The organism is Klebsiella sp. WP8-S18-ESBL-06, assembly GCF_014169755.1.
GTDB lineage: Bacteria > Pseudomonadota > Gammaproteobacteria > Enterobacterales > Enterobacteriaceae > Kluyvera > Kluyvera ascorbata_B.
Genome location: NZ_AP022256.1, coordinates 1466985 through 1490226, shown reverse-complemented (window position 1 = coordinate 1490226; position 23242 = coordinate 1466985). Strand labels below are relative to the sequence as shown.

At 53.0% G+C, this 23242-nt stretch carries 22 protein-coding genes and 6 tRNA genes; 15 read left to right on the top strand and 13 right to left on the bottom strand.

Going from position 1 to position 23242, the window contains the following annotated elements; genetic code table 11:
- Nucleotides 1–19 precede the first annotated feature (19 nt).
- The 3 genes from H7R76_RS07105 to H7R76_RS07095 form a co-directional block, all read right to left on the bottom strand.
- Entirely contained in the window at nucleotides 20–2221 is a 2202-nt protein-coding gene (locus H7R76_RS07105) for a sensor domain-containing phosphodiesterase (RefSeq protein ID WP_106924193.1), read from the bottom strand.
- 186 nt (nucleotides 2222–2407) lie between these two features.
- Nucleotides 2408–2483 (bottom strand) — tRNA-Ala (locus H7R76_RS07100).
- Between the two features lie 40 nt (nucleotides 2484–2523).
- A tRNA-Ala gene (locus H7R76_RS07095) sits at nucleotides 2524–2599 on the bottom strand.
- Nucleotides 2600–2815: 216 nt separating this feature from the next.
- On the opposite strand from H7R76_RS07095, the gene H7R76_RS07090 reads away from it, so the two are divergent.
- On the top strand, nucleotides 2816–3163 hold the full coding sequence (locus tag H7R76_RS07090) for a YfeC-like transcriptional regulator (RefSeq protein WP_106924192.1): 348 nt from the start codon (nucleotides 2816–2818) through the stop codon (nucleotides 3161–3163).
- Nucleotides 3164–3172: 9 nt separating this feature from the next.
- Nucleotides 3173–3568: a YfeC-like transcriptional regulator gene (locus tag H7R76_RS07085; RefSeq protein ID WP_182967348.1), complete on the top strand. Its 396-nt coding sequence runs from the start codon at nucleotides 3173–3175 to the stop codon at nucleotides 3566–3568.
- Between the two features lie 41 nt (nucleotides 3569–3609).
- Here H7R76_RS07085 and gltX read toward each other — a convergent pair whose 3' ends face one another.
- Nucleotides 3610–5025 carry a glutamate--tRNA ligase gene (gene gltX, locus H7R76_RS07080; protein WP_182967345.1) on the bottom strand — a complete coding sequence of 472 codons (1416 nt, stop codon included), beginning with the start codon at nucleotides 5023–5025 and terminating at the stop codon, nucleotides 3610–3612.
- 248 nt (nucleotides 5026–5273) lie between these two features.
- On the opposite strand from gltX, the gene H7R76_RS07075 reads away from it, so the two are divergent.
- The 4 genes from H7R76_RS07075 to H7R76_RS07060 all read left to right on the top strand — a co-directional run bounded on the left by H7R76_RS07075 (nucleotide 5274) and on the right by H7R76_RS07060 (nucleotide 5673).
- Nucleotides 5274–5349: transfer RNA gene (locus H7R76_RS07075), tRNA-Val, on the top strand.
- A gap of 46 nt (nucleotides 5350–5395) precedes the next feature.
- A tRNA-Val gene (locus tag H7R76_RS07070) sits at nucleotides 5396–5471 on the top strand.
- Nucleotides 5472–5517: 46 nt separating this feature from the next.
- Nucleotides 5518–5593 (top strand) — tRNA-Val (locus tag H7R76_RS07065).
- A 4-nt stretch (nucleotides 5594–5597) separates the two neighbouring features.
- Nucleotides 5598–5673 (top strand) — tRNA-Lys (locus tag H7R76_RS07060).
- Nucleotides 5674–5736: 63 nt separating this feature from the next.
- Here H7R76_RS07060 and H7R76_RS07055 read toward each other — a convergent pair.
- The 4 genes from H7R76_RS07055 to xapA are packed head-to-tail and all read right to left on the bottom strand — an operon-like array spanning nucleotide 5737 to nucleotide 9040.
- On the bottom strand, nucleotides 5737–6630 hold the full coding sequence (locus H7R76_RS07055) for a LysR family transcriptional regulator (protein WP_182967909.1): 894 nt from the start codon (nucleotides 6628–6630) through the stop codon (nucleotides 5737–5739).
- A gap of 50 nt (nucleotides 6631–6680) precedes the next feature.
- Nucleotides 6681–6839, bottom strand: a complete 159-nt coding sequence (locus H7R76_RS07050) for a DUF1427 family protein (RefSeq protein WP_182930219.1) — start codon at nucleotides 6837–6839, stop codon at nucleotides 6681–6683.
- 57 nt (nucleotides 6840–6896) lie between these two features.
- Nucleotides 6897–8153, bottom strand: a complete 1257-nt coding sequence (locus H7R76_RS07045; protein ID WP_106924187.1) for a nucleoside permease — start codon at nucleotides 8151–8153, stop codon at nucleotides 6897–6899.
- A gap of 53 nt (nucleotides 8154–8206) precedes the next feature.
- Entirely contained in the window at nucleotides 8207–9040 is an 834-nt protein-coding gene (gene xapA, locus H7R76_RS07040; RefSeq protein WP_182930218.1) for a xanthosine phosphorylase, read from the bottom strand.
- A 229-nt stretch (nucleotides 9041–9269) separates the two neighbouring features.
- Here xapA and H7R76_RS07035 point away from each other — a divergent pair, with 229 nt between their 5' ends.
- Both H7R76_RS07035 and H7R76_RS07030 read left to right on the top strand, forming a co-directional pair.
- Nucleotides 9270–10034 carry a nucleoside-specific channel-forming Tsx family protein gene (locus tag H7R76_RS07035; protein WP_182967343.1) on the top strand — a complete coding sequence of 255 codons (765 nt, stop codon included), beginning with the start codon at nucleotides 9270–9272 and terminating at the stop codon, nucleotides 10032–10034.
- 81 nt (nucleotides 10035–10115) lie between these two features.
- Nucleotides 10116–10457 carry a FlxA-like family protein gene (locus H7R76_RS07030; RefSeq protein WP_106924184.1) on the top strand — a complete coding sequence of 114 codons (342 nt, stop codon included), beginning with the start codon at nucleotides 10116–10118 and terminating at the stop codon, nucleotides 10455–10457.
- Here the strand turns inward: H7R76_RS07030 and H7R76_RS07025 are convergent.
- Nucleotides 10448–11374, bottom strand: coding sequence for a LysR family transcriptional regulator (locus H7R76_RS07025; RefSeq protein ID WP_182967341.1), 927 nt, complete (start codon nucleotides 11372–11374; stop codon nucleotides 10448–10450). The genes H7R76_RS07030 and H7R76_RS07025 overlap by 10 nt on opposite strands.
- An 89-nt stretch (nucleotides 11375–11463) precedes the next feature.
- Between H7R76_RS07025 and H7R76_RS07020 the strand changes: the two genes are divergently transcribed.
- Nucleotides 11464–12453 (top strand): bile acid:sodium symporter family protein, encoded by a 990-nt coding sequence (locus H7R76_RS07020; protein ID WP_106924182.1) that lies wholly within the window; start codon nucleotides 11464–11466, stop codon nucleotides 12451–12453.
- Nucleotides 12454–12455: 2 nt separating this feature from the next.
- On the opposite strand, the gene H7R76_RS07015 is transcribed toward H7R76_RS07020, so the two are convergent.
- From H7R76_RS07015 to zipA, 3 genes are all read right to left on the bottom strand, one after another.
- On the bottom strand, nucleotides 12456–12668 hold the full coding sequence (locus tag H7R76_RS07015; protein WP_106924181.1) for a DUF3820 family protein: 213 nt from the start codon (nucleotides 12666–12668) through the stop codon (nucleotides 12456–12458).
- Between the two features lies 1 nt (nucleotide 12669).
- On the bottom strand, nucleotides 12670–14685 hold the full coding sequence (gene ligA, locus H7R76_RS07010) for an NAD-dependent DNA ligase LigA (protein ID WP_106924180.1): 2016 nt from the start codon (nucleotides 14683–14685) through the stop codon (nucleotides 12670–12672).
- Between the two features lie 71 nt (nucleotides 14686–14756).
- Entirely contained in the window at nucleotides 14757–15782 is a 1026-nt protein-coding gene (gene zipA, locus H7R76_RS07005; protein WP_182967339.1) for a cell division protein ZipA, read from the bottom strand.
- A gap of 230 nt (nucleotides 15783–16012) precedes the next feature.
- On the opposite strand from zipA, the gene cysZ reads away from it, so the two are divergent.
- Complete coding sequence (gene cysZ, locus H7R76_RS07000; RefSeq protein ID WP_182967337.1) at nucleotides 16013–16774, top strand: sulfate transporter CysZ; 762 nt, start codon at nucleotides 16013–16015, stop codon at nucleotides 16772–16774.
- Here cysZ and H7R76_RS06995 read toward each other — a convergent pair.
- Nucleotides 16698–17567, bottom strand: coding sequence for a helix-turn-helix domain-containing protein (locus tag H7R76_RS06995; protein WP_182967335.1), 870 nt, complete (start codon nucleotides 17565–17567; stop codon nucleotides 16698–16700). The two genes, cysZ and H7R76_RS06995, sit on opposite strands and share 77 nt — an antisense overlap.
- Nucleotides 17568–17852: 285 nt before the next feature.
- Here H7R76_RS06995 and H7R76_RS06990 point away from each other — a divergent pair, with 285 nt between their 5' ends.
- The 5 genes from H7R76_RS06990 to crr all read left to right on the top strand — a co-directional run bounded on the left by H7R76_RS06990 (nucleotide 17853) and on the right by crr (nucleotide 23212).
- Nucleotides 17853–19106, top strand: a complete 1254-nt coding sequence (locus H7R76_RS06990; RefSeq protein WP_182930215.1) for an oligosaccharide MFS transporter — start codon at nucleotides 17853–17855, stop codon at nucleotides 19104–19106.
- 169 nt (nucleotides 19107–19275) lie between these two features.
- The gene (cysK, locus tag H7R76_RS06985; protein ID WP_106924178.1) at nucleotides 19276–20247 is read left to right on the top strand and encodes a cysteine synthase A; all 972 of its coding nucleotides are present in this window, start codon (nucleotides 19276–19278) and stop codon (nucleotides 20245–20247) included.
- 384 nt (nucleotides 20248–20631) lie between these two features.
- The gene (gene ptsH, locus H7R76_RS06980; RefSeq protein WP_002913505.1) at nucleotides 20632–20889 is read left to right on the top strand and encodes a phosphocarrier protein Hpr; all 258 of its coding nucleotides are present in this window, start codon (nucleotides 20632–20634) and stop codon (nucleotides 20887–20889) included.
- A gap of 45 nt (nucleotides 20890–20934) precedes the next feature.
- Nucleotides 20935–22662, top strand: coding sequence for a phosphoenolpyruvate-protein phosphotransferase PtsI (ptsI, locus tag H7R76_RS06975; RefSeq protein ID WP_182967333.1), 1728 nt, complete (start codon nucleotides 20935–20937; stop codon nucleotides 22660–22662).
- 40 nt (nucleotides 22663–22702) lie between these two features.
- Nucleotides 22703–23212 carry a PTS glucose transporter subunit IIA gene (gene crr / locus H7R76_RS06970; protein ID WP_052282364.1) on the top strand — a complete coding sequence of 170 codons (510 nt, stop codon included), beginning with the start codon at nucleotides 22703–22705 and terminating at the stop codon, nucleotides 23210–23212.
- Nucleotides 23213–23242: the final 30 nt, after the last annotated feature.

Sequence of the window (23242 nt, the reverse complement as noted above, 5' to 3'; positions counted from 1 at the left end):
CACAGGGCCTGTAACGTTGTTACAGGCCCTTTTTTTTGTTTTCAAGCTGCCACAGCGGGCGAGGTTTATCAATCAGGTACCCCTGCATGTAGTGCACGCCAAGGCGCGACAGCAGCGCTTGCTGCTCTTCTGTTTCCACATACTCTGCCACCACCGACAGATTGCGCACCTTCGCCAGCTCGCAAATAGAACGGATGATCATTGCGTCCATCGGGTTATTCAGAACATCACGCACGAAGCAGCCGTCAATCTTGATGATATCGGCTTCCAGACGCTTCAGGCGTTCATAGTTGGCGTAGCCGGTGCCGAAGTCATCAATCGCAATCAGGCAACCAAACTGGCGCAGCTGCTGGATGTTGGCCACGCTAACGTCAGAATTAGAGAAAGCCTGCTCTTCGGTAATCTCAATAATGATGCGCTTCACGTCGACGCGATAGCGGCGGAACAGCGCGATGATTTCAGCCGCGCTGCCCTTCTGCATAAGCGTGTAGGGCATCAAATTTACCGAGAAGCTCATTCCCGGAAGATCGTCGAGCGAGCTGAACAAATACTCGAGCACCTGCATATCGAAGCGCTTGCTGAGGTTGAACTGGGCCAGCACGGGAATAAACTTATCCGGCGTCACAACCCCGCTGGCGTCGACGAGACGGCTTAAAATTTCGTAATACCCTTCCCCCGACGGCTTTCTGATCGGCTGGGCGTAGAGGACAAAGCCGCCCCAGTCCAGCGCGTTTTTAACCCGATTCAACAACACCACCCGTTCGCTATTCTGATCGAAGGCTTCAACGTGGCCGTTATCCAGCTTCAGTATTTGGTTTCCCTCATCGGCCTGCTCCACCAGCCAGCTCAGCTGGCCCAGCAGATGGTGCAAGTTTTTATCCCGGGGATGCACCGGCGACCAGGAAATGGCGTACTCAAGGTTCAGCACCGCATTGTTCCAATGGATTTCCTTGTTACTCAGAAAATCAATCAGATGATTCAGTCGCGCTTTGGTATCCGGGCCGTTCAGCACCAGAAGCAGCTCATTGCCCGGCAGCTGGAACAGCTTTTCTTCATGGCATAAGAGCGGCTGTAAAACCTGAGTAATGCTGCGTTTGCACTGAATACGCATAGTCATGCCATAGTGGCGGCTGAGAAAATCCAGGTTGCCGATATGCAAGCAACAGATGCTGACGGAACCCGCTCGCGGTTTCATCATGTATTCTTCCAGCGCGCGCAGGTTCGGCAGGCCGGTTATCGGATCCTGCATGGCCTGAGCCTGCCACATTGACTGCAGCCTCTGGCTGCGGTGGTATACCTGTAGCAGATAGAGCAGACATACCGTAAAGGAGATCAGCGATGAGAGTATGAAGGCCAGAGAGTACTGGGTCTGTATGCCGTGAAGGAAGTTTTTGTTGTACATCACCAACAGGAAGGCGGACACCGTCCAGGTCAACACAACCAGGGGATAGGCCAACTGGCTGATGCCAAAAGAGAAAAAGATAAATATGGCCGGTACCAGATAACCCGCAAAATAATAGTCGCCGAACGGCGCACACAGGAATACCAACATTCCGACCAGGCTAATAAACCAGCAAGTAATAAATATCCTATTCCTGAGATCGGTATAGCAAACAATATTCCTGCGCCAGAATGATCTGGCATAGCGCGGGTTGAGGCACATTCTGAATGGATAATAAAAAAGGCGTGTAAAAATCAGCGATGCGCAAACCAGCCCTTGTATATCAACGATAGTATAAATAACTGATGTTATATTAAAATAACTGTACATTAATTCCGGGATAAAAATTATCTCGCCGGTAACATACATCAAAATCTTGGCCATTATCGGGGCAGAAAAGCCTAACAAAAAGACATTCAAGCCGATGTTTTTTATAGGAATTCCATGTCTCCACCGACGACCTAGAGAATAGCGTAAAATAAGGCAACAAAGGCAAACTGCGGCCAACTGACAGAATAGCAATGTTAATGAATAAAAAGGGGATAAATGCAGTTGCCAATAGTTAGTAACGGTAAAGCCAAGCGCTAGTGGCGCAATAGCATGGCGACCAAAAAGCATAATCAGGGCAATCATTACGCCTAGTGGTAGCCAGGCCAGATATACAGAATGCCCGTCATAAAATGCGGTTGGGGAGATATATCTGGATAATGGAATAGCCACCAGGCTCATTATCAGAGCCAGGCAGAATTTCCTAAGTGGGGTACTCCTGATGACCGTCATGCGTATCTGCCGATATCCTTTATCGTACGTAGTTTGACTCTTTGAATATTAGGGGCGCGAATTTATTGGCGCAAGCGTAAGCGATGAAATCCTGATCTGTACCGGTCTTTTAAAAGAGGAACGCTGTATTTTTGTACATACAGGAGATAAAAAAAACCCCCGCCATCAGGCGAGGGTTTCAAATTTTGGTGGAGCTAAGCGGGATCGAACCGCTGACCTCTTGCATGCCATGCAAGCGCTCTCCCAGCTGAGCTATAGCCCCACAGCGCCTTTACGTTCCAAAACCTGATGGGAGCAGGATTTGGTGGAGCTAAGCGGGATCGAACCGCTGACCTCTTGCATGCCATGCAAGCGCTCTCCCAGCTGAGCTATAGCCCCAACGTAAAGCTGTCGTGTTGACGGGCGGCATAATATGAATTCCCTCGCACAGTGTCAACGGCAAAATTCGCTAACAGCATCTAACCGCTGAAAAAGCAGACAAACGGGCCGTTTTCCACGCTCGCTCGCAAACAGGAGTTATCCGTGTCACGTTTTCATATAAAACGATGCTATAACATGAACCTGTAATTCCCACACAGCAACTCAGGAAATAGCATGCTCAAGGAACGAATGACGCCGGAGGAGATCGCCCACCTGACGGGCTATAGCCGCCAGACCATCAACAAATGGGTACGAAAAGAAGGATGGAAAACATCTCCCCGCCCTGGCGTTCAGGGCGGCAAAGCCAGACTTGTACACGTTGACGAGGACGTCGTTGAGTTCATCCATAGCGCTCAGCGCGCCGCAGAGACCACCGCCCCCTACGCAACCGACAATCCTTTCCATACGCTGCTGCTCACGCTGGTAGATGAAATGACCGAGTCGGAACAGAAACAGCTGACCTCGCTGCTGCTTCGGGAAGGGATCAGCGGTTTATTACAACGTTTAGAAATTCGTGGTTAAGCCCTCGTGATGAAAACACTTCCCGCCAAAATGTCGACTGAAGAGCTGGCCGAACGCACCGGTATGACCCGGCAGACCATCAATCGCTGGATTCGCGAACAAGGCTGGCGCACCGAACCGATACCGGGCATTAAAGGCGGCCGCGCGCGGCTGATTTTTATGAGCCAGGAAGTGCGGGACTATCTTGCCAATATTCCCGCACTGCGCCACATGATGACGACCAACCAGATAGATGAGCCCACGCCCGGCTACAGCGCAAAAGCATCCGAGGTGGTGTGGCAGCAGATTGCCGACGTGCTGCAAAATATGACGCCGGTGGAACAACAGCGTCTGCACCGGCTGCTAGCGCGTGAAGGAATATGCGGATTTCTGTCGCGACTCGGGTTGAGCGACAACGAGACGTAAAAAAAGCGGGTTTCCCCGCTTTTTTTGTGCCCGAAGGTCTCTTACTGCTGGCTTTCACGCTCGGCGATAAAGCCCAGAGCCTTATTGATACGCTCAATACTGCGAGACTGACCGATAGCATGTACGGTCACATCCAGCGCAGGAGACTGGCCAGCCCCGGTGACAGCAACGCGCAGCGGCATGCCCACTTTACCCATCCCCACTTCCAGCTCATCGGCCGTCGCCTGAATGGCATGGTGCACGTTTTCCGCCGTCCACTCGGTGATAGCGGCAATTTTGTCGCGCACCACTTCCAGCGGCTGACGAGCAACCGGACGCAGGTGTTTTTTCGCCGCATCGGCATCAAATTCGCTGAAGTCTTCATAGAAGTAACGGCAGCTCTGCGCCATCTCTTTGAGCGTTTTGCAGCGCTCGCCGAGCAGTTTCACCAGCTCGCACAGCTGCGGGCCAACGCGGGTATCAATATTTTCCTGCTCAATGTGCCACTGCAGATGCGTTGCCACATATTCCGGTGCCAGCGTATTGATATAGTGATGGTTCAGCCACTGCAGTTTTTCGGTGTTAAACGCACTAGCCGATTTGCTAACCGCATTCAGAGAGAAGAATTCAATCATCTCTTCACGGCTGAAGATTTCCTGATCGCCATGGGACCAGCCCAGGCGCACCAGATAGTTCAGCAGCGCTTCCGGCAGGTAGCCGTCATCACGATATTGCATCACGCTTACCGCGCCGTGACGTTTAGACAGTTTTTTGCCGTCGTCGCCGTTGATCATTGAAACATGCGCATACATCGGCACCGGCGCATTCAGCGCTTTAAGGATGTTGATTTGGCGCGGGGTGTTGTTGATATGATCTTCACCACGGATCACGTGGGTGATTTCCATATCCCAGTCATCGACGACAACGCAGAAGTTGTAGGTCGGAGAGCCGTCGGTACGACGGATGATCAGATCGTCCAGTTCCTGGTTGCTGAACTCGATCGGCCCACGGATCTGGTCGTCAAAAATAACAGACCCTTCCTGCGGGTTAGCAAAACGCACGACGCACGGTTCATCAGCGGCATGATGCTCATGACCATGGCGGCAGCGGCCGTCATAACGCGGCTTCTCGCCTTTTGCCATCTGCTCTTCACGCAGGGCGTCCAGACGCTCTTTAGAGCAATAGCATTTATACGCCGTGCCCGCTTCCAGCATTTCGTCAATCACCGCATTGTAGCGATCGAAACGTTTAGTCTGGTAGTACGGGCCTTCATCCCACTCCAGATTCAGCCAGTTCATACCATCCATAATGGCTTCAATGGCTTCCGGGTTTGAGCGCTCAAGATCGGTGTCTTCAATACGCAGCACAAACTCACCGTCGTGGTTACGTGCAAAAAGCCAGGAATAAAGAGCAGTACGAGCACCGCCGACGTGCAGATAGCCGGTCGGGCTAGGCGCGAAGCGAGTTTTGATTTTCATGAAATGGCCTTACGTTTATAAAGATGCCGACAACCGGCAAATCCTGGAAATAAAAGTGGGCAATATTCTATCACTCCCATTCGGTTGTTCCCACCGCAAGCGCATGCTTTGCATTTTTTGCATACAATTCATACAACATAGCGTATTTTGCGATCGCATTGATTAATTTTACGACGAACGAACAAATTCTTTAGAAAAGGCGTTGACTCATTTTCAACTCTCCCTATAATGCGACTCCACACAGCGGGGGGTGATTAGCTCAGCTGGGAGAGCACCTCCCTTACAAGGAGGGGGTCGGCGGTTCGATCCCGTCATCACCCACCAACTACTTTATGTAGTCTCCGCCGTGTAAAGCAAGAAATTGAGAAGTGGGTGATTAGCTCAGCTGGGAGAGCACCTCCCTTACAAGGAGGGGGTCGGCGGTTCGATCCCGTCATCACCCACCACTTTCTCGCCAGCTGGATTTCTTGTTAAAATGTGAAGTACCGAAGTGGGTGATTAGCTCAGCTGGGAGAGCACCTCCCTTACAAGGAGGGGGTCGGCGGTTCGATCCCGTCATCACCCACCACTTCGGGTCGTTAGCTCAGTTGGTAGAGCAGTTGACTTTTAATCAATTGGTCGCAGGTTCGAATCCTGCACGACCCACCAATGTAAAAAAGCGCCCTAAAGGCGCTTTTTTGCTATCTGCGATTTACCCGCAATTATCAGCGATTAACAACCTTCCTGCATAAATGTTGCAATCAGCTTGCTCAGCACAGGCGTAACCTGCTGATGCTCATACACCAGGTAGAGATCTGCCGCTATCCGCTCTTCCAGCGGCCGAAACACCACGCCGGGCCAGTTCATTTGTGCATAGCTGTCAGCCATTAATGTAATCCCCATCCCCATGCTGATCATCGCCAGCACCGTTTGCGGTTCGACCACTTCACGAACGATCATTGGGGTAAAGCCCGCTTTCTGACAGACAATCTGCAAAAAGGCCCAATCGGAATGTACCGACGGCAGCGTCACGAAGTACTCATTGCGCAAGGCGTCTAACGGAACGCGATCGCAGGCTGCCAGGAGGTGATCTTCCGGCATAGCCACCAGGAACGATGCTTCATACAGGCGCTGGGCAGAAAAGCGCTCTGGCAATGCCGTCGCCATCCGCCAGATCCCGGCGTCCAGCTCGCGCCTCTCCAGCAGTGCCATTTGCAGCCCCGGCGACTTTTCACGGAATATCACATCAACATTGGGGTTTTCCTTTAAAAACCGATGCATCATCGGCCGCATTCGCCCCCACATCGCCGTGCCAACCACGCCCAGTTCAATTCGCCCTGCCTCGCCACGACCAATCTTTTCAACCCGTGCCAGCGCCTGATTGGTGCTTTCGATTAAGCGTCTTGACTCCTCCATCAGCACCTTGCCGGCGTGCGTGAGCGCTACGCTGCGAGAATGCCGCACAAACAGTAGCGTACCGAGCTGCTGTTCAAGCTCTTTGATATGAATACTGAGCGGAGGCTGCGACATATTTAAACGCACTGCGGCTCGGCCAAAATGCAGCTCTTCCGCCACGGCGATAAAATAGCGTAATAATTTAAGATCGATACGGTGCTCACGTCCCATCACTATTACGCTCCATAATGGCTATTTGAAGGATTAACTTACCACACCCCTCAGTGAAAAATAAACCTGACGGCCAGATAGCCAAAATACATAAATACAATTGATAAAACACCGGGAAGCACATTTGGCGCAGGAATAGGTAAGCGGCAAAGCGTAAACAGCGCACCAATACCGAACCCAATACCGGATGACATAATAATATCTTTCACAACGATTCCTTGTAGTTAAATAATCGCTGGCGACAATCCCCACCAGCGATGAGTTAATTAATGCGCCACCGATGCCGAGGATATTTTCTCCGGCTCGTGTTTATATCTGAAGAAAATAGCGAAGATCACCGCCAGTGCTAATGCGTAGGCAGCAAAGACCAACCAAATGGTTTGCCAATCTTTCACGCCATCGACGGAGAAATAATCTACCGCCATGCCGCTTAAGAGTGACCCCACCCACGCGCCGACACCGTTCACCATGGTCATAAACAGCCCCTGGGCGCTGGCGCGAATATGTGCCCCCACTTCCTGTTCAACAAATACGGAACCGGAAATATTGAAGAAATCGAACGCACAGCCATACACAATCATCGACATCAGCAGCAGAACAAAGCCCATCGGCGACGGGTCGCCAAAGGCAAAAAAGCCAAACCGCAGCGTCCATGCCACCATGCTCATTAGCATGACGGTTTTAATGCCAAAGCGCTTGAGGAAGAACGGAATCGTCAGAATAAACCCGACCTCCGCCATCTGAGAAACTGAAAGCAGGATGGAAGGATACTTAACTACAAAACTGTCGACGAATTCAGGATTACGGGCAAAATCATGCAGGAATGGGTTACCGAACACGTTGGTAATCTGCAGCACCGCGCCCAGCATCATGGCGAATAAAAAGAACAGCGCCATGCGCGGATCTTTAAACAGCACAAACGCATCCAGCCCCAGTTTGCTGGCAAGCGTGGTGGCCACTTTCTTCTCAGCCGTGGGAATTTTCGGCAACGTGAACGCATACAGCGTCAGCAATACCGACGCCCCGGAAGCGATATAAAGCTGCACATTGCTCAGTTCAAGATGTAGCAGGCTGACCGACCACATGGCCACAATAAAACCGAGGGTCCCGAACACGCGAATCGGCGGGAAACGGGTCACCGGATCCAATCCCGCCTGCGCCAGGCAGGAGTACGACACGCTATTCGACAGCGCAATGGTCGGCATAAACGCCATCGCGTTAACCAGCATCACCCAGAACATGGTGTCAGCATCGGTGACCGATGCGGCGTAAAACAGCACCCCGGCACACACCAGATGACACAACATATACGCACGTTCCGCACGCAGCCATTTATCGGCAATAATGCCCATAATTCCCGGCATAATAATTGCCGCCAGCCCTTTAGAGCTGTACACCATCCCCACGTTAGCACCGGTAAAATGTAACGTATTGATCATGTAAGAACCCAGGGTGACCAGCCAGCTTCCCCAGATAAAATACTGTAAAAACGACATGATTTTTAAGCGAGACGTAATGTCCATCATCATTTCCTTGTCGTAGCATCAGGCCCCCGAAAGGGCCTTGTCATCGGCTATCAGGCCAGTTTGCGTAAGAATCCGCAGATAAGATTGATAAAGTTCTGGCGGGACAGTTCGGCAGCGGCCAGCGTCTGCGCGTGTGACAATTTCACATCGCTCAGCCCTTCCGCCATATTAGTAATGGCGGAAACCGCCACCACCTTCAGCCCGCAGTGGCGCGCGGCGATCACTTCCGGCACCACCGACATCCCCACCACATCGCCGCCGATGATTTGCATCATGCGAATTTCAGCCGCCGTTTCAAAATTTGGCCCCGGGTAGGAGACAAACACGCCTTCGCTCAGCGGGAAGCCCTCTTCCTTTGCAACGGTCTGGAGCAACGCGCGATAGTCTGCGTCGTAGGCGTTCGCCAATGAGAAGAATCGTTCGCCAAAGCGCTCATCATTTGGCCCCACCATCGGCGTGCCCGGCATGGTGTTGATATGGTCTTTCAGCGCCACCAGCTCGCCTGCCCCCACTTCCGGGCGCAGAGAACCCGCCGCATTGGTGCAAAATAGCAGCTCGCAGCCCAACAGCTTGAACGTACGCACAGCGTCGGTCATGATGCGCATCCCGCGGCCTTCGTAGAAGTGGCCACGCCCCTTCATACACGCCACCGGTACGCCCGCCAGCGTGCCGAGCACCAGTTCTCCCGCGTGGCCATGCACGGTACTCACCGGGAAGCCGGGTAATTTTTCATAAGAAATGGCAACGGCGTCTTCAATTTGCTCAGCCAGCGCCCCTAACCCGGAACCTAATATAAACGCCACTCGCGGCGTAAAGCCCGGCTTGTAACGGTGAATAATATCAACGCAGTACTGCGGGTTATTTGAAAAATGAGGATGGGTCATAGCTATCCTTAAACAGTGTGAACAGAACATGAAATAATTCACTGTTTATAGCGATACTTATATGGAACTAACCAATACTATTTATTCTCACAATCGATAGTAATTTTAAATCAATCGGAACTTATATTCTGCAAGTATTAATTCAGCGTAAAAACAGTATTGGTAATGGGCCAGGTTTAACAATACAAATGGCATGTTTTTATTATTCCTAAAAATAGAGAAATTAACAATGAACAATAAACGCATTATTCTTGCCATTACCTCTCTGCTTTTACTTCCCGCCGCGTCTCATGCCGAATTTAAAGGCGGATTCACCGATATTGGTTTGCATTATCTTGATTGGTCAAACCGAACCACGGAGAAATCGAGTAATAAGTCGCATAAAGATGACTTTGGCTATCTTGAACTGGAAGGCGGCGCCAATTTCAGCTGGGGCGAAATGTACGGTTTCTTCGATTGGGAAAATTTTTATAACAACCGTCACGATAAACCCGGCAGCGAACAGCGTTATACGTTTAAAAACACCAACCGCATTTATCTGGGCGATACCGGGCTGAATCTCTATCTCCACGTCTACGGGACCTATGGCTCACCGAACCGGGTCAATTTCCACGACGATATGTTCCTCTACGGCCTTGGCTACAACTTTACCGGCAACGGTTATTGGTTTAAGCCGTTTATTGCTAAACGCTATACCGATCAGACCTACTACACCGGTGATAATGGCTACGTGGCCGGGTGGGTTGCCGGGTACAGCTTTATGCTCGGCCATGAGAAATTCACCGTCACCAACTGGAACGAATACGAATTTGATCGGGATCCAAGCTATGCGGCCGGTAACGGCGGTAAGGAAGGGCTGAACGGCGCGCTGGCGGTATGGTGGAACGCAACAGCCCATCTGACCACCGGTATTCAATACCGCTACGCGGACGATAAGCTCGGCGAAAGCTGGTATCAGGACGCTATCATCTACTCGGTAAAATTCAATTTCTAATGCTCAAATGCGGGAAGCAATGCTCAAGCTTCCCGCTAGCAGGCCGATATTGGTTATATTTCCCTTTATAAGGCCTCGATCATGACCACTATCAGCACAACTTCCATCGCAGCGCTGAAAGCCACCACCAGCTCCGCCGCGCCGGAAGGTAACGATGCCGCATCGCAGATGGCGCGTATCACCCAACAGATTGTGAAGCTCACCCAGCAGCTAAAAGAAATCGCCGACGGCAGCGGGAGCACCGAAGAAAAACAAAAGCGGGCGGAAATGATTCAGGAGCAGATTACCATGCTGGAAGCACAGCTGGCGCAGCTGCAGCGCCAGCAGGCGGAAAAGGAACAAGAAAAACAGGAAGCCTCTGCCGCCCCCGTCACCGGCATCAATAAGCCCAGCGACGACCGTCAAATCGATATCTATATCTGATACAGCGGCTCCTGAGCGCGGTTATCCATCAGCAGCTGGCTCTGCTCACGCACCACGTCCCACAGCGCCTGGGCGGCCGTCGAGAGCGAGCGATTTTTTCGCCGCGCCAGCATCAGCTGACGCTCTACCCCTGGGGTCAGTCGCTTCACAACCAGCGGGCTCCCCTCAGGTAACGGCAGCGCCAGCGCGGGGATAATGCTAATACCAATACCGGCGGTCACCATCGGGAACAGCGTTGCCGGGTGGCCAATTTCCTGCACGATATCGGCTTCAATATCATGCAGGCGCAGCGCGGCATCAATCAGCATTCGGCTGCCCGAGGCGTAGTCCTGCAGCACCAGCTTCGCCCCCTGTAGCGCCTGCCAGCTCACGCTCGGCAGCCCAGCAAACGGATGATCGCCGCGGCACAACAGGAAAAACGGTTCCGACAGCACGGCTTCGCACTGTAAATCCCCCACAACGCCCGGATCGATAACGATGCCAAAATCCACCTCGCCCTGGCGGATGCTCTCCAGTACCCACTGCTGCGGTCGGTCATGCAGCACAAAGTGAATATCCGGATAGCGGCGATTGCTTTGGGCAATGCATTGCGGAATAAGATGCGCCGAGATGGTCTGGCTTGCCGCCACGCGCACCGTCCCGCTAAGCTGCTGACCAATACGCCCGGCTTCACGCAGCGTGCTATGCAGCTCATCCAGCAGGCGCTCAAGCCGCTGCGCCAGCTGCTGCCCCGCTTCGGTTAGCACCACTTCGCGCGTGGTGCGGTCGAGCAGACGCACGCCGGTCTGATGCTCCAGTTCCTTTACGCTATGGCTAACCGCCGACTGGCTGAGGCCAATGATCTCCCCCGCCCGACTAAAGCTTTTCGCCTGCGCAACCGTCACAAACACCTTTAACTGCCGAAGAGAGTAATTCATCTTTTTTATTCATTAATGGATGCAATAAATCAATTTTATTTCTCAACAATAAAAAAGCAAAATAGCATCATCGATCTTCAGGAGTCTTTATGAAACTTTTCCGCATTTTAGATCCGTTTACGCTTACTCTTATCGCCGTCGTCCTGCTCGCCACCTTCTTTCCCGCGCGCGGCGATTTCGTACCATTTTTCGAGAATTTAACCACCGCCGCCATCGCGCTGCTGTTCTTCATGCACGGTGCCAAGCTATCGCGTGAATCAATTATTGCCGGCGGCAGCCACTGGCGACTGCACCTGTGGGTGATGTGCAGTACGTTTGTGGTCTTCCCGGTGCTCGGCGTACTGTTCGCCTGGTGGGCGCCCATTAACGTCGATCCGGCACTCTATTCAGGCTTCCTGTATCTCTGCATACTGCCTGCAACCGTGCAATCGGCCATTGCCTTCACGTCACTGGCGGGCGGTAACGTAGCTGCCGCCGTCTGTTCTGCGTCCGCCTCTAGTCTGCTGGGGATTTTCCTGTCGCCGCTATTGGTCGGCCTGGTGATGAATGTTCACGGCGCCGGCGGCAGTCTCGAGCAGGTGGGCAAAATTATGCTGCAGCTGCTGCTGCCGTTTGTGCTTGGCCATCTCTCCCGCCCCTGGACTGCCGCATTTGTCAGCAAACACAAAAAATGGATCGCCAAAACCGACCAGACGTCAATTTTACTGGTGGTTTACTCCGCCTTCAGTGAAGCGGTGGTTAACGGGATCTGGCACAAAGTCGGTCTGGGGTCGCTGCTGTTTATCGTCGTGGTCAGTATCGTGCTGCTGGCGGTGGTGATTCTGATCAATACCGTGGTTGCCCGCCGTCTGGGCTTCAATAAAGCCGATGAAATTACGATTGTTTTCTGCGGTTCGAAAAAGAGTCTGGCCAACGGCATTCCGATGGCCAATATTCTCTTCCCGACGTCAATTCTGGGGATGATGGTGCTGCCGCTAATGATCTTCCATCAGATTCAGCTGATGACCTGCGCGGTGCTGGCGCGCCGCTACAAAGCGCAGACCGAAAAACTGCAGGCCAAAGAGCAGGCCCGCGTTTAAGGCTAGCGTTTAAGGGGCTGCACCAGTTGGGTCAGCCCCTCGGTTTTAATCAACAGCGTCAGCTGCATCAGCTCGCCAAGATGGCCCGCCGGAAACTGATCCTTGCGGGCAAACCACAGCAGATACTCCTCCGGCACGTCGATTAAACGTCGGCCTTTATACTTGCCGAACGGCATCTCGGTGTTGGCAATCTCAATCAGCTGCGCTTTATCCACGTCACACTCCTAGCAGCCGCAGCATTTCCGCTTCATCAATCACCGCGATGCCAAGCTCCTGCGCTTTGGCCAGCTTCGAGCCTGCCGCTTCGCCGGCAATCACCAGGTCGGTTTTCTTTGATACGCTGCCCGCCACCTTCGCGCCCAGCTCGACCAGCCGTGCTTTGGCGTCATCACGGGACATCTGGCTCAGACTGCCGGTCAGCACCACGGTTTTACCTGCAAACGGGCTGTCTATCTCTTCAACGTTGATTGCCACCGGCGCAGGCCAGCTGACGCCTTCTTTCAGCAACTGTTCAATGACTTCGCGGTTGCTCGCTTCGGCAAAGAAGTTAAACACGTGGTTAGCCACCACGACGCCGACGTCCGGCACTTTTTGCAGCTCGTCAATCGACGCGGCCTCCAGCGCATCCAACGTACCAAAATAGGCCGCTAGCCCTGCGGCAGTGGCTTCACCCACTTCACGAATGCCGAGCGCATAGAGGAAACGGGCAAATGTCGTTTGCTTCGCCTTTTCCAGCGCATTCACCACGTTCTGCGCCGACTTGGGCCCCATGCGGTCCAGGCCGGTCAGTTTGCCTGCCGTTAAGGTAAACAGGTCGGCTGGCGTATGGACGTACTCTTTTTCCACCAGTTGATCGATGATTTTATCCCCCATGCCGTCCACGTCGAGAGCGCGGCGAGAGACAAAATGCTTCAGCGACTCTTTGCGCTGCGCACCGCAGATCAGGCCGCCGGTGCAGCGCGCCACCGCTTCCCCCTCTACGCGTTCAACGTCGGAGTGACACACCGGGCAGTGGGTCGGGAAGACAATTTCCTGCGTGTCATCAGGGCGCTCAGAAACCACCACGTTGACCACCTGCGGAATAACGTCCCCAGCGCGACGAATCACCACTTTATCGCCGATACGCAGCCCCAGCCGCGCAATTTCATCAGCGTTGTGCAGCGTGGCGTTGCTGACCAGCACGCCCGCCACCTGGACCGGCTCAAGCCGTGCAACCGGCGTAATCGCGCCGGTGCGCCCGACCTGGAATTCAACGTCGCGAACAAAGGTCATCTGCTCCTGGGCCGGGAACTTGAACGCGACCGCCCAGCGAGGGGCGCGGGCAACGAAGCCCAGCTGTTCCTGAAGCGCCAGCGAGTTGACCTTGATCACCACGCCATCAATATCAAAGCCCAGCGTTGGGCGATCTTCTTCAACTTTATGGTAGTAAGCGAGCACTTCCTCCGGCGAATCGCAGAGCGTCACGCGGTCGCTCACCGGCAGGCCCCACGCTTTAAACTGCATCAGGCGACCCAGATGGGTATCCGGCAGCTCGCCGCCTTCCAGCACGCCGACGCCATAGCAAAAGAAAGTAAGCGGTCGCTTCGCGGTAATGCGCGGGTCCAGCTGGCGCAGCGAACCGGCCGCCGCGTTACGCGGGTTGGCAAACACCTTGCTGCCGGTCCGGCGGGCGTCTTCGTTGATCTTTTCGAACCCGGCCTGCGGCAGGAACACTTCGCCGCGGACTTCCAGCCGCGCCGGAATGTTGTCGCCGTGCAGCTTCAGCGGGATCGCACGGATGGTACGCACGTTAGAGGTAATGTCCTCCCCGGTAGTGCCATCACCGCGCGTGGCGGCGCTGACCAGCACGCCGTTTTCATAAAGAATGCTCACCGCCAGCCCGTCGAGCTTCAGTTCACAGCACCAGGTCAGCTTGTCGCTGCTGTTGAGGCGGTCCTGCACGCGTTTGTTGAAGGCGAGGAAACTCTCTTCATCAAACACGTTATCCAGCGACAGCATCGGCACTTCATGACGAATCTGGCTAAAGGCGCCCAGCGGCTCAGCGCCGACGCGCTGGGTCGGTGAGTCAGCGGTAACTAACTGCGGATGCTGCGCTTCCAGCTCGCGCAGCTCGCGCATCAGGCGGTCGTACTCGGCGTCCGGTAGCTCCGGCGCATCCAGAACGTGGTACAGATATTCATGATGGCGAAGCGTCGCTCGCAGTTCATTCAGTCGTTGTTCTATAGATTGCATATCACACCATCAATGATAAAAAACCCCCGACAGGCGGGGGTTCAGGAGGGGTTGAAAACGCACGCGCCGAATCAGGCGTTGGCGTCTTTCACTTCGCGAATACGATCCTGATACTCGCGCAGCTTTTGCGGGGTCATCATCCGACGCTGATCGTCGAGCACCACGCCACCGACTTCATCGGCAATATACTGTGCCGACTGGAGCATCAGCTTAAAGTTTTGCAGCTCGTCACCGTAGCCCGGCACCTGCATGAAGATAGTCACGCCTGGCGTTTGCATATCGCTCATGTTGTCCGGATCAAACGTCCCCGGCTTGAGCATATTCGCCAGGCTAAACAGCGCCGGGCCGCTCCCGTCCGGGCTGAGATGGCGATGGAAGATGTTCATATCGCCAAACTTGAATCCGGCCTGTTGAATGCTGTTGAGCAGCAGTTCACCGTTAATGTATGAGCCCTGGTGAGCGGACACGTTCATGACGATGACCGTCTCTTTGCGCTCCGGCTTAACCGGTTCGGCGGGTTCTGGCGCTGGCTGTGCAACCGGTTCTGGCTGCGGCGACTGCACCGGCTGCGGCTGGGCCGTCGGCGCTGCTACCGGCGCGGCAACGTGCGGCTGCGGAGCAACAGGCTGAGGCTGGTGTACCGGCGGCACGGGCTGCGGTTGTTCGACAACCGGCGGGCGCACGGGCTGCTGCACAGGCTGCGGCGGTGTAACCGGCGCGTGCGGAGCAGGCTGATAAGGCTGTTGAACGGGCGGCTGCGGTACCGGCTCTTGCGGACGCACAGGCTGCTGAGGAGCCTGTCGCTCGTAAGGCGGCTGGTACTGGTGTTGAGGCGCGTGACGAGGGGCTTCATGCTCCCCAGCGGCCCCAGGGGCGTGATTAACCTTGTGGACACGAACTTCACCCACGCCTTCAACATTGTCATCAACGTCGTCTTCCGACTCATCGTCGACATCGCGAGACTTCATACGCTTGATTGGGCGATCGCGGAACATCGAGGAACGCTCTTTACGGCTCGTCCAGAAACCATGAACCAGTAAAGCGAGTATGGCGATCGCGCCAACAATGATTAATATCAGACGCAAATCCTGCATCATTATATTCTCTGTTGTTCTAACACCTTGCCACCACGGCAAACATTTACTCACTAAGAGTATTTGCCCATCACGTCAAGTGCAAGTGTGCACATGACATTCACCGCAGAAAGATGCGTTAAATCGTACTTTTTGCTTGTTTTTCGAACATTTCTTAACTGGTGATTGTCCAACAACTCGCTAATATAGTGTCGTCTTTTCAATGTAGTCAGACAAAGGAGCTTCACCTGACCATGATTTCATCGTCCACCCCTGCCGCACGCAGCGGCGTTTACTATTTCTCTCAGGGCTGGAAACTGATCGGCTTGCCGGGCATTCGCCGATTCGTCATCTTACCGCTGTTGGTCAATATTGTGCTGATGGGCGGCGCCTTCTGGTGGCTGTTCAGCAAGCTGGAGAGCTGGATCCCCTCGCTGATGGGGCGTATTCCCGACTGGCTGCAGTGGCTGAGCTATCTGCTTTGGCCGGTGATCGTGATTTCAATTCTGCTGGTTTTCGGCTATTTCTTCTCAACCATCGCCAACTGGATAGCCGCGCCGTTTAACGGTCTGCTGGCCGAGCAGTTAGAGGCGCGCTTAACCGGCGCCACCCCGCCGGACACCGGTATTGTCGGTATTATGAAAGACCTGCCCCGCATCATGAAACGCGAATGGCAAAAGCTGGCGTGGTATCTACCGCGCGCGATTGTGCTGCTGCTGCTGTACTTCATTCCTGGCGTCGGCCAGACGGTCGCGCCGGTGCTGTGGTTCCTGTTCAGCGCCTGGATGCTGGCGATTCAGTACTGCGACTATCCGTTCGATAACCACAAGGTACCGTTTAAAACTATGCGTGAAGCGCTGCGCACCCGTAAGGTCACTAACATGCAGTTTGGCGCGCTGACCAGCCTGTTCACCCTGATCCCGGTGCTTAACCTGGTGATTATTCCGGTGGCGATTTGCGGCGCGACGGCGATGTGGGTGGACTGCTATCGCGATAAACACGCGATGTGGAAGTAAGCGCCTGCTGTCGCAGACAAGCGCCGAGATGGCTGGCATCATAAAAGTGACAGTACTCGGCAATATCCCGCAGCGAATGAACGCCTTGCTGCATTAAAAACCGGGCATGACGCAGCCGCAGGGCAATTAAATACTGCTGCGGCGTCATCCCGGTTCGTTGTTTAAAACGGCGCTGGAAGGTGCGAAGCGTGAGTGAAAAGCGGTCCGCCAGCGTTGACCACTCCACCTTTAATTGCCAGTGGCTGTCTACCCACGACATCGCCAGGCACACCCGCTCATCGACGCTGAGATCGCCATACGCCGTCTGGCAATAGCGCGGCAGCTGGGCCAGCAAACGCAGCAAAAAGGTCTCCTGCAGCGCGCTACGCAATGGGCCACTCTCACCGCCATCGCTCATTTCGGCGCAGGCAAATGCATTAAGTTCCCTCACGACCTTCATCCAGCCGGGCGTCGCCATATGCCACAGCTGCGGTTCCGACTCTTCAAACAGCGACGCGATACGACTATCAAACCAGTTTAACTGACCTAGCGGTACGTGCAGCAGATTAATGGCGCTGTTCTCGTGCATGTCAGTAAAGGCGTGGCGATCTTCGGCGCGCAGCGCCATAAATGAACCGGCGCGCATAAACCAGGGTGAGCCGTTGACGATATGGGTCATCGTACCGGAGAGCAAAAAGAGTATTTCGTGATAATCGTGGTCATGCTCTGGATAGGAAATACCCGGCAACCAATACTGCACGCAAACCCGGTCGCTGGGGCGATTAAATACGTGGGATTGTTGTAAAGTTTGCATGGTTATTTCCTGAACCATTGCCAGAGTAGCGAAATTAAAACGCTGATGATTGCCTTGTCAAATACCTTATTTTATAGTGGGGGATAATTTAAAAATAATGGCTAAAAATTGAGTTTTATTGCCCTCTCAAGGCGATAAAAAAATTCACATATTCATTCTGTGAGGGACAACACAGCCTCTAAGGATAAAAACGACAAGGTGGCCAGAAGATGGCAATCAGATAAAAGTCTGCAAACGCTATTCAGGCTAACGTAGCGCTGTCATTTCGCAATGGAGTGGAATTATATGGTCAGCATGATAAATAAGCAGGCTTATATCAGAATAAGTCTCTGTCTCTTTGTTTTCTATTTTGCATGGTCCACCAGCTGGTCGTTTCTGGCGATCTGGCTGGCCGATAACGTGGGGCTGAACAGTGAAAAGATTGGCTTTGCGCTCTCAATCAACGCCCTGTTTGCGCTGGCGATGAAGCCCGTCTGCGGCTACATCATGGACAAGCTCGGTCTGGGCAAGCACCTGCTGGTCATCGTGACCCTCGCCTCGGTGCTGGCAGCCCCCTTTTTCATTTGGGTGTACCAGCCGCTGCTTGGCGTTAACCTGGTTGCCGGTATGCTGGTTGGCGCACTGTATCTCTCCTTCGCTTATCTGGCCGGCGTGCTGGTGTTTGAATCCTACGCCGATCGCTATAGCCGCGCCTGGTCCTTTGAGTTTGGCCGCGTGCGCATGTGGGGATCGATGGGCTGGGCGGTGGCGTCGCTGTTTGCCGGGCAGCTGTTTAACCTATCTCCGCACTATAATTTCTGCGTCACATCGCTGGCCTGCATCGTGTTGCTCATGCTGCTCGGCATGTTAAAAACGCAGGGCGACGGTATCGACTGGCAGGCGGTTAACTCAGGCCAAAAAGCACCGGTCAATAAAACCGACGTCAAAATGCTCTTTACCCAAAGTGGGTTCTGGATCCTGATGCTGTTTTACGGCGGAATTATCTGGATGATGCAGAGCGCAGAACAACAGTTTCCGCGTTATTTTGTCAGTTTCTTTGACGACCATAAACAGGGTAATGCGATGCTCGGCTATATGGGCTCAGTGCAATCCGCCGCCGAATTCATTTTAATGTTTTCCATTCCCTGGCTGATTAATAAAGTCGGCGCCCGTAATGGTCTCTTGTTAGCGGGTTTTGTTATTGGATTGCGGTTGGTGGTTTCCGCGCTGGCGACTCACGCGTGGATGATTGCCATTATTAAACCGTTCTACGGTCTGGAGATGGCGCTGCTATTGGTATCAATCTTTAAATATCTTTCTCTCTATTTCGATAAGCGCTTAACCGGAACCGTTTATATGGTGCTGGGCTGTTTTAACTATTTAGGTATTGCGCTTATCAACCCCATTGCCGGGATGCTATACGACCGCTACGGCTTCGCCAAAACCTATCTGGTGATGGGCATCATAGCGTGGGTGATTACCCTTATCGGCATCCAGGTGCTGGGTAAAGGCCGCTATGGACACACCTCAACGACTCCGCTCTCCGCCACGCAGGGCTAACGCGCACCACGCCTCATCCCTATGGATGAGGCTTATACCTTGCCTTATTCCATCCCGCTTGCCATTATTTCCCTTCAGTATATAGATATGCGAAATCCTTACTTCCGCAGAATCTTTAAGCAGGTATGCTGGTCCAGTACCCCAAATTTCATACAGTTAAGGACAGGCCATGAGTAAGATTTTTGAAGATAACTCCCTGACTATCGGTCATACGCCGCTGGTACGACTGAACCGCATCGGTAACGGGCGCATTCTGGCAAAGGTTGAATCACGTAACCCGAGCTTCAGCGTCAAATGCCGTATCGGTGCCAATATGATTTGGGATGCCGAAAAACGTGGCGTTCTTAAGCCGGGCGTTGAACTGGTTGAACCCACCAGCGGTAATACGGGTATCGCTCTGGCCTACGTCGCCGCCGCTCGCGGTTACAAACTGACGCTGACCATGCCGGAAACCATGAGTATTGAACGCCGTAAGCTGCTGAAAGCGCTGGGCGCCAATCTGGTGCTGACCGAAGGTGCGAAAGGCATGAAGGGCGCAATCCAGAAAGCGGAAGAGATCGTCGCCAGCAATCCGGAAAAATACCTGTTGCTGCAACAGTTCAGCAACCCGGCGAACCCGGAAATCCACGAAAAGACCACCGGCCCGGAAATCTGGGAAGATACCGACGGCCAGGTTGACGTATTCATTGCAGGCGTCGGCACCGGCGGTACTCTTACCGGCGTCACGCGTTATATTAAAGGCACCAAGGGCAAAACGGATCTCATCTCCGTGGCCGTTGAACCAACCGATTCTCCGGTCATCGCGCAGGCGCTGGCAGGTGAAGAGCTGAAGCCTGGCCCACACAAGATCCAGGGAATCGGCGCGGGCTTCATTCCCGGCAACCTCGATCTGAAACTGATCGACAAAGTGGTCGCCATCACCAATGAAGAAGCCATTTCTACCGCACGTCGTCTGATGGAAGAAGAAGGTATTCTGGCCGGTATCTCTTCCGGTGCTGCCGTTGCCGCCGCGCTGAAACTTCAGGAAGATGAAACCTTTACCAATAAGAATATTGTGGTTATCCTACCGTCTTCGGGTGAACGCTATTTGAGCACCGCGTTATTTGCAGATCTCTTCACCGAGAAAGAACTGCAACAGTAATGCCAGTGCGTTAAAATCGTGTAAAAAAGCACCCAGCCGGGTGCTTTTTTGTGGCGTACGTCAAACTTTTACCCCCCCTGGCATTGCTTCACCTCCTTAGGTCTGGTATTTAACCATCATATTTATTTTGAGCAGCGAAATTATTCATTACAGGTTTTCCTGTGCTGAATCGATTTTATGATTTGGTTCAAATCCTGCTTTCGCGGCATAATGTTTAATGATAAGCGAAACGTCAAAGGCCAGAAGCGTCTGCGTCGGAAGGTTTGTCGCCGATGGTAGCGCTGATTTGTGGACGTCGCTTGAATTGAGTAATACAGGCTAAAGTCTAGCCACCAGGCTAGACTTTAGTTCCACAACACTAAACCTATAAGTTGGGGAAATATAATGTTCCAGCAAGAAGTTACCATTACCGCTCCGAACGGTCTGCATACCCGCCCTGCTGCTCAGTTTGTTAAAGAAGCGAAAGGCTTCACTTCTGAGATCACTGTGACCTCCAACGGCAAAAGCGCTAGCGCGAAAAGCCTGTTCAAACTGCAAACTCTGGGCCTGACTCAGGGTACCGTTGTTACCCTGTCCGCAGAAGGTGAAGACGAGCAGAAAGCAGTTGAGCATCTGGTTAAACTGATGGCTGAACTCGAGTAAGTTCAACGAGTTCTTTTAAATATCAGTCACAAGTAAGGTAGGGTTATGATTTCAGGCATTTTAGCATCCCCGGGTATCGCTTTCGGTAAAGCATTGCTGCTGAAAGAAGATGAAATTGTCATCGACCGGAAGAAAATTTCTGCCGATAAGGTTGAGCAGGAAGTTGAGCGTTTTCTGAGCGGTCGTTCTAAAGCGTCCGCGCAGCTCGAAGCTATCAAAACTAAAGCTGGCGAAACTTTCGGTGAAGAAAAAGAAGCCATCTTCGAAGGGCATATCATGCTGCTCGAAGATGAGGAGCTGGAGCAGGAAATCATAGCCCTGATTAAAGATAAGAACATGACGGCTGATGCAGCTGCGCATGAAGTTATCGAAGGTCAGGCGACTGCCCTGGAAGAACTGGATGATGAATACCTGAAAGAACGTGCGGCTGACGTACGTGACATCGGTAAGCGCCTGCTGCGCAACATCCTGGGTCTGGCGATTATTGACCTGAGCGCGATTCAGGACGAAGTTATCCTGGTTGCCGCAGACCTGACGCCGTCTGAAACCGCACAGCTGAACCTGAAGAAGGTGCTGGGCTTTATCACTGACGTCGGTGGCCGTACTTCCCACACCTCCATCATGGCACGTTCCCTGGAACTGCCGGCAATCGTGGGTACCGGCAGCGTCACCACTCAGGTGAAAAATGGCGACTATCTGATTCTGGATGCCGTAAACAATCTGGTTTACGTCAACCCAACAAACGAAGAAATTGAAAAACTTCGCGCTGTACAGGAACAGGTTGCCTCCGAGAAAGCCGAACTGGCAAAACTGAAAGATCTGCCGGCAATCACCCTTGATGGCCACCAGGTTGAAGTTTGCGCCAACATCGGTACCGTGCGTGATATCGACGGTGCTGAGCGTAACGGCGCGGAAGGCGTAGGCCTGTACCGCACTGAATTCCTGTTCATGGACCGCGATGCGCTGCCGACTGAAGAAGAGCAGTTTGCCGCGTACAAAGCCGTTGCTGAAGCCTGTGGCTCTCAGGCGGTCATCGTCCGCACCATGGACATCGGTGGCGACAAAGAGCTGCCGTACATGAACTTCCCGAAAGAAGAGAACCCGTTCCTGGGCTGGCGTGCCGTGCGTATCGCAATGGATCGTAAAGAGATCCTGCGTGACCAGGTTCGCGCAATCCTGCGTGCTTCTGCTTTCGGTAAGCTGCGTATTATGTTCCCGATGATCATCTCTGTTGAAGAAGTGCGCGCACTGAAGAAAGAGATTGAAATCTACAAGGTGGAACTGCGTAGCGAAGGTAAAGCATTTGACGAATCCATTGAGATCGGTGTGATGGTGGAAACCCCAGCCGCAGCGACCATTGCGCGTCATTTAGCCAAAGAAGTTGATTTCTTTAGTATCGGTACCAATGATTTAACGCAGTATACTCTGGCAGTTGACCGTGGTAATGATATGATTTCACATCTTTACCAGCCGATGTCACCGTCTGTCCTCACTTTGATCAAGCAAGTTATTGATGCTTCTCATGCTGAAGGCAAATGGACTGGCATGTGTGGTGAGCTTGCAGGCGACGAACGTGCTACACTTCTGTTGCTGGGGATGGGTCTGGACGAATTCTCTATGAGCGCCATTTCTATCCCGCGCATTAAGAAGATTATCCGTAACACGAACTTCGAAGATGCGAAGGTATTAGCAGAGCAAGCGCTTGCTCAACCGACCACAGACGAACTGCTGGCGTTGGTGAACAAGTTCATTGAAGAAAAAACAATCTGCTAATCCACGAGACGCGGCCCAAATTACTGCTTAGGAGAAGATCATGGGTTTGTTCGATAAATTGAAATCTCTGGTTTCTGATGACAAAAAAGACACAGGAACAATTGAGATTATTGCACCGCTCTCTGGCGAGATCGTCAACATCGAAGACGTGCCGGACGTAGTGTTTGCTGAGAAAATCGTTGGTGATGGCATTGCTATCAAACCAACCGGCAACAAAATGGTTGCGCCGGTTGACGGCACCATTGGTAAAATCTTTGAAACCAACCACGCTTTCTCTATCGAATCCGATAGCGGCATCGAGCTGTTCGTTCACTTCGGTATCGACACCGTTGAACTGAAAGGTGAAGGTTTCAAACGTATCGCAGAAGAAGGCCAGCGCGTTAAAGTTGGCGACACTGTGATTGAGTTCGATCTGGCCCTGCTGGAAGAGAAAGCGAAGTCTACCCTGACTCCGGTTGTTATCTCCAACATGGACGAGATCAAAGAGCTGACCAAACTTTCTGGCAGCGTAACCGTTGGTGAAACCCCGGTTATCCGCATCAAGAAGTAATGCTTGCTGCATAAAAAATGGCGCCGATTG

What these genes read in the sequence shown, in the direction of transcription:
- H7R76_RS07105 (WP_106924193.1), bottom strand. Translation starts at nt 2,221, where the DNA reads ATGACGGTCATCAGGAGTACCCCACTTAGGAAATTCTGCCTGGCTCTG.
- H7R76_RS07090 (WP_106924192.1), top strand. Translation starts at nt 2,816, where the DNA reads ATGCTCAAGGAACGAATGACGCCGGAGGAGATCGCCCACCTGACGGGC.
- H7R76_RS07085 (WP_182967348.1), top strand. Translation starts at nt 3,173, where the DNA reads ATGAAAACACTTCCCGCCAAAATGTCGACTGAAGAGCTGGCCGAACGC.
- gltX (WP_182967345.1), bottom strand. Translation starts at nt 5,025, where the DNA reads ATGAAAATCAAAACTCGCTTCGCGCCTAGCCCGACCGGCTATCTGCAC.
- H7R76_RS07055 (WP_182967909.1), bottom strand. Translation starts at nt 6,630, where the DNA reads ATGGGACGTGAGCACCGTATCGATCTTAAATTATTACGCTATTTTATC.
- H7R76_RS07045 (WP_106924187.1), bottom strand. Translation starts at nt 8,153, where the DNA reads ATGGACATTACGTCTCGCTTAAAAATCATGTCGTTTTTACAGTATTTT.
- xapA (WP_182930218.1), bottom strand. Translation starts at nt 9,040, where the DNA reads ATGACCCATCCTCATTTTTCAAATAACCCGCAGTACTGCGTTGATATT.
- H7R76_RS07035 (WP_182967343.1), top strand. Translation starts at nt 9,270, where the DNA reads ATGAACAATAAACGCATTATTCTTGCCATTACCTCTCTGCTTTTACTT.
- H7R76_RS07030 (WP_106924184.1), top strand. Translation starts at nt 10,116, where the DNA reads ATGACCACTATCAGCACAACTTCCATCGCAGCGCTGAAAGCCACCACC.
- H7R76_RS07025 (WP_182967341.1), bottom strand. Translation starts at nt 11,374, where the DNA reads ATGAATTACTCTCTTCGGCAGTTAAAGGTGTTTGTGACGGTTGCGCAG.
- H7R76_RS07020 (WP_106924182.1), top strand. Translation starts at nt 11,464, where the DNA reads ATGAAACTTTTCCGCATTTTAGATCCGTTTACGCTTACTCTTATCGCC.
- ligA (WP_106924180.1), bottom strand. Translation starts at nt 14,685, where the DNA reads ATGCAATCTATAGAACAACGACTGAATGAACTGCGAGCGACGCTTCGC.
- zipA (WP_182967339.1), bottom strand. Translation starts at nt 15,782, where the DNA reads ATGATGCAGGATTTGCGTCTGATATTAATCATTGTTGGCGCGATCGCC.
- cysZ (WP_182967337.1), top strand. Translation starts at nt 16,013, where the DNA reads ATGATTTCATCGTCCACCCCTGCCGCACGCAGCGGCGTTTACTATTTC.
- H7R76_RS06995 (WP_182967335.1), bottom strand. Translation starts at nt 17,567, where the DNA reads ATGCAAACTTTACAACAATCCCACGTATTTAATCGCCCCAGCGACCGG.
- H7R76_RS06990 (WP_182930215.1), top strand. Translation starts at nt 17,853, where the DNA reads ATGGTCAGCATGATAAATAAGCAGGCTTATATCAGAATAAGTCTCTGT.
- cysK (WP_106924178.1), top strand. Translation starts at nt 19,276, where the DNA reads ATGAGTAAGATTTTTGAAGATAACTCCCTGACTATCGGTCATACGCCG.
- ptsH (WP_002913505.1), top strand. Translation starts at nt 20,632, where the DNA reads ATGTTCCAGCAAGAAGTTACCATTACCGCTCCGAACGGTCTGCATACC.
- ptsI (WP_182967333.1), top strand. Translation starts at nt 20,935, where the DNA reads ATGATTTCAGGCATTTTAGCATCCCCGGGTATCGCTTTCGGTAAAGCA.
- crr (WP_052282364.1), top strand. Translation starts at nt 22,703, where the DNA reads ATGGGTTTGTTCGATAAATTGAAATCTCTGGTTTCTGATGACAAAAAA.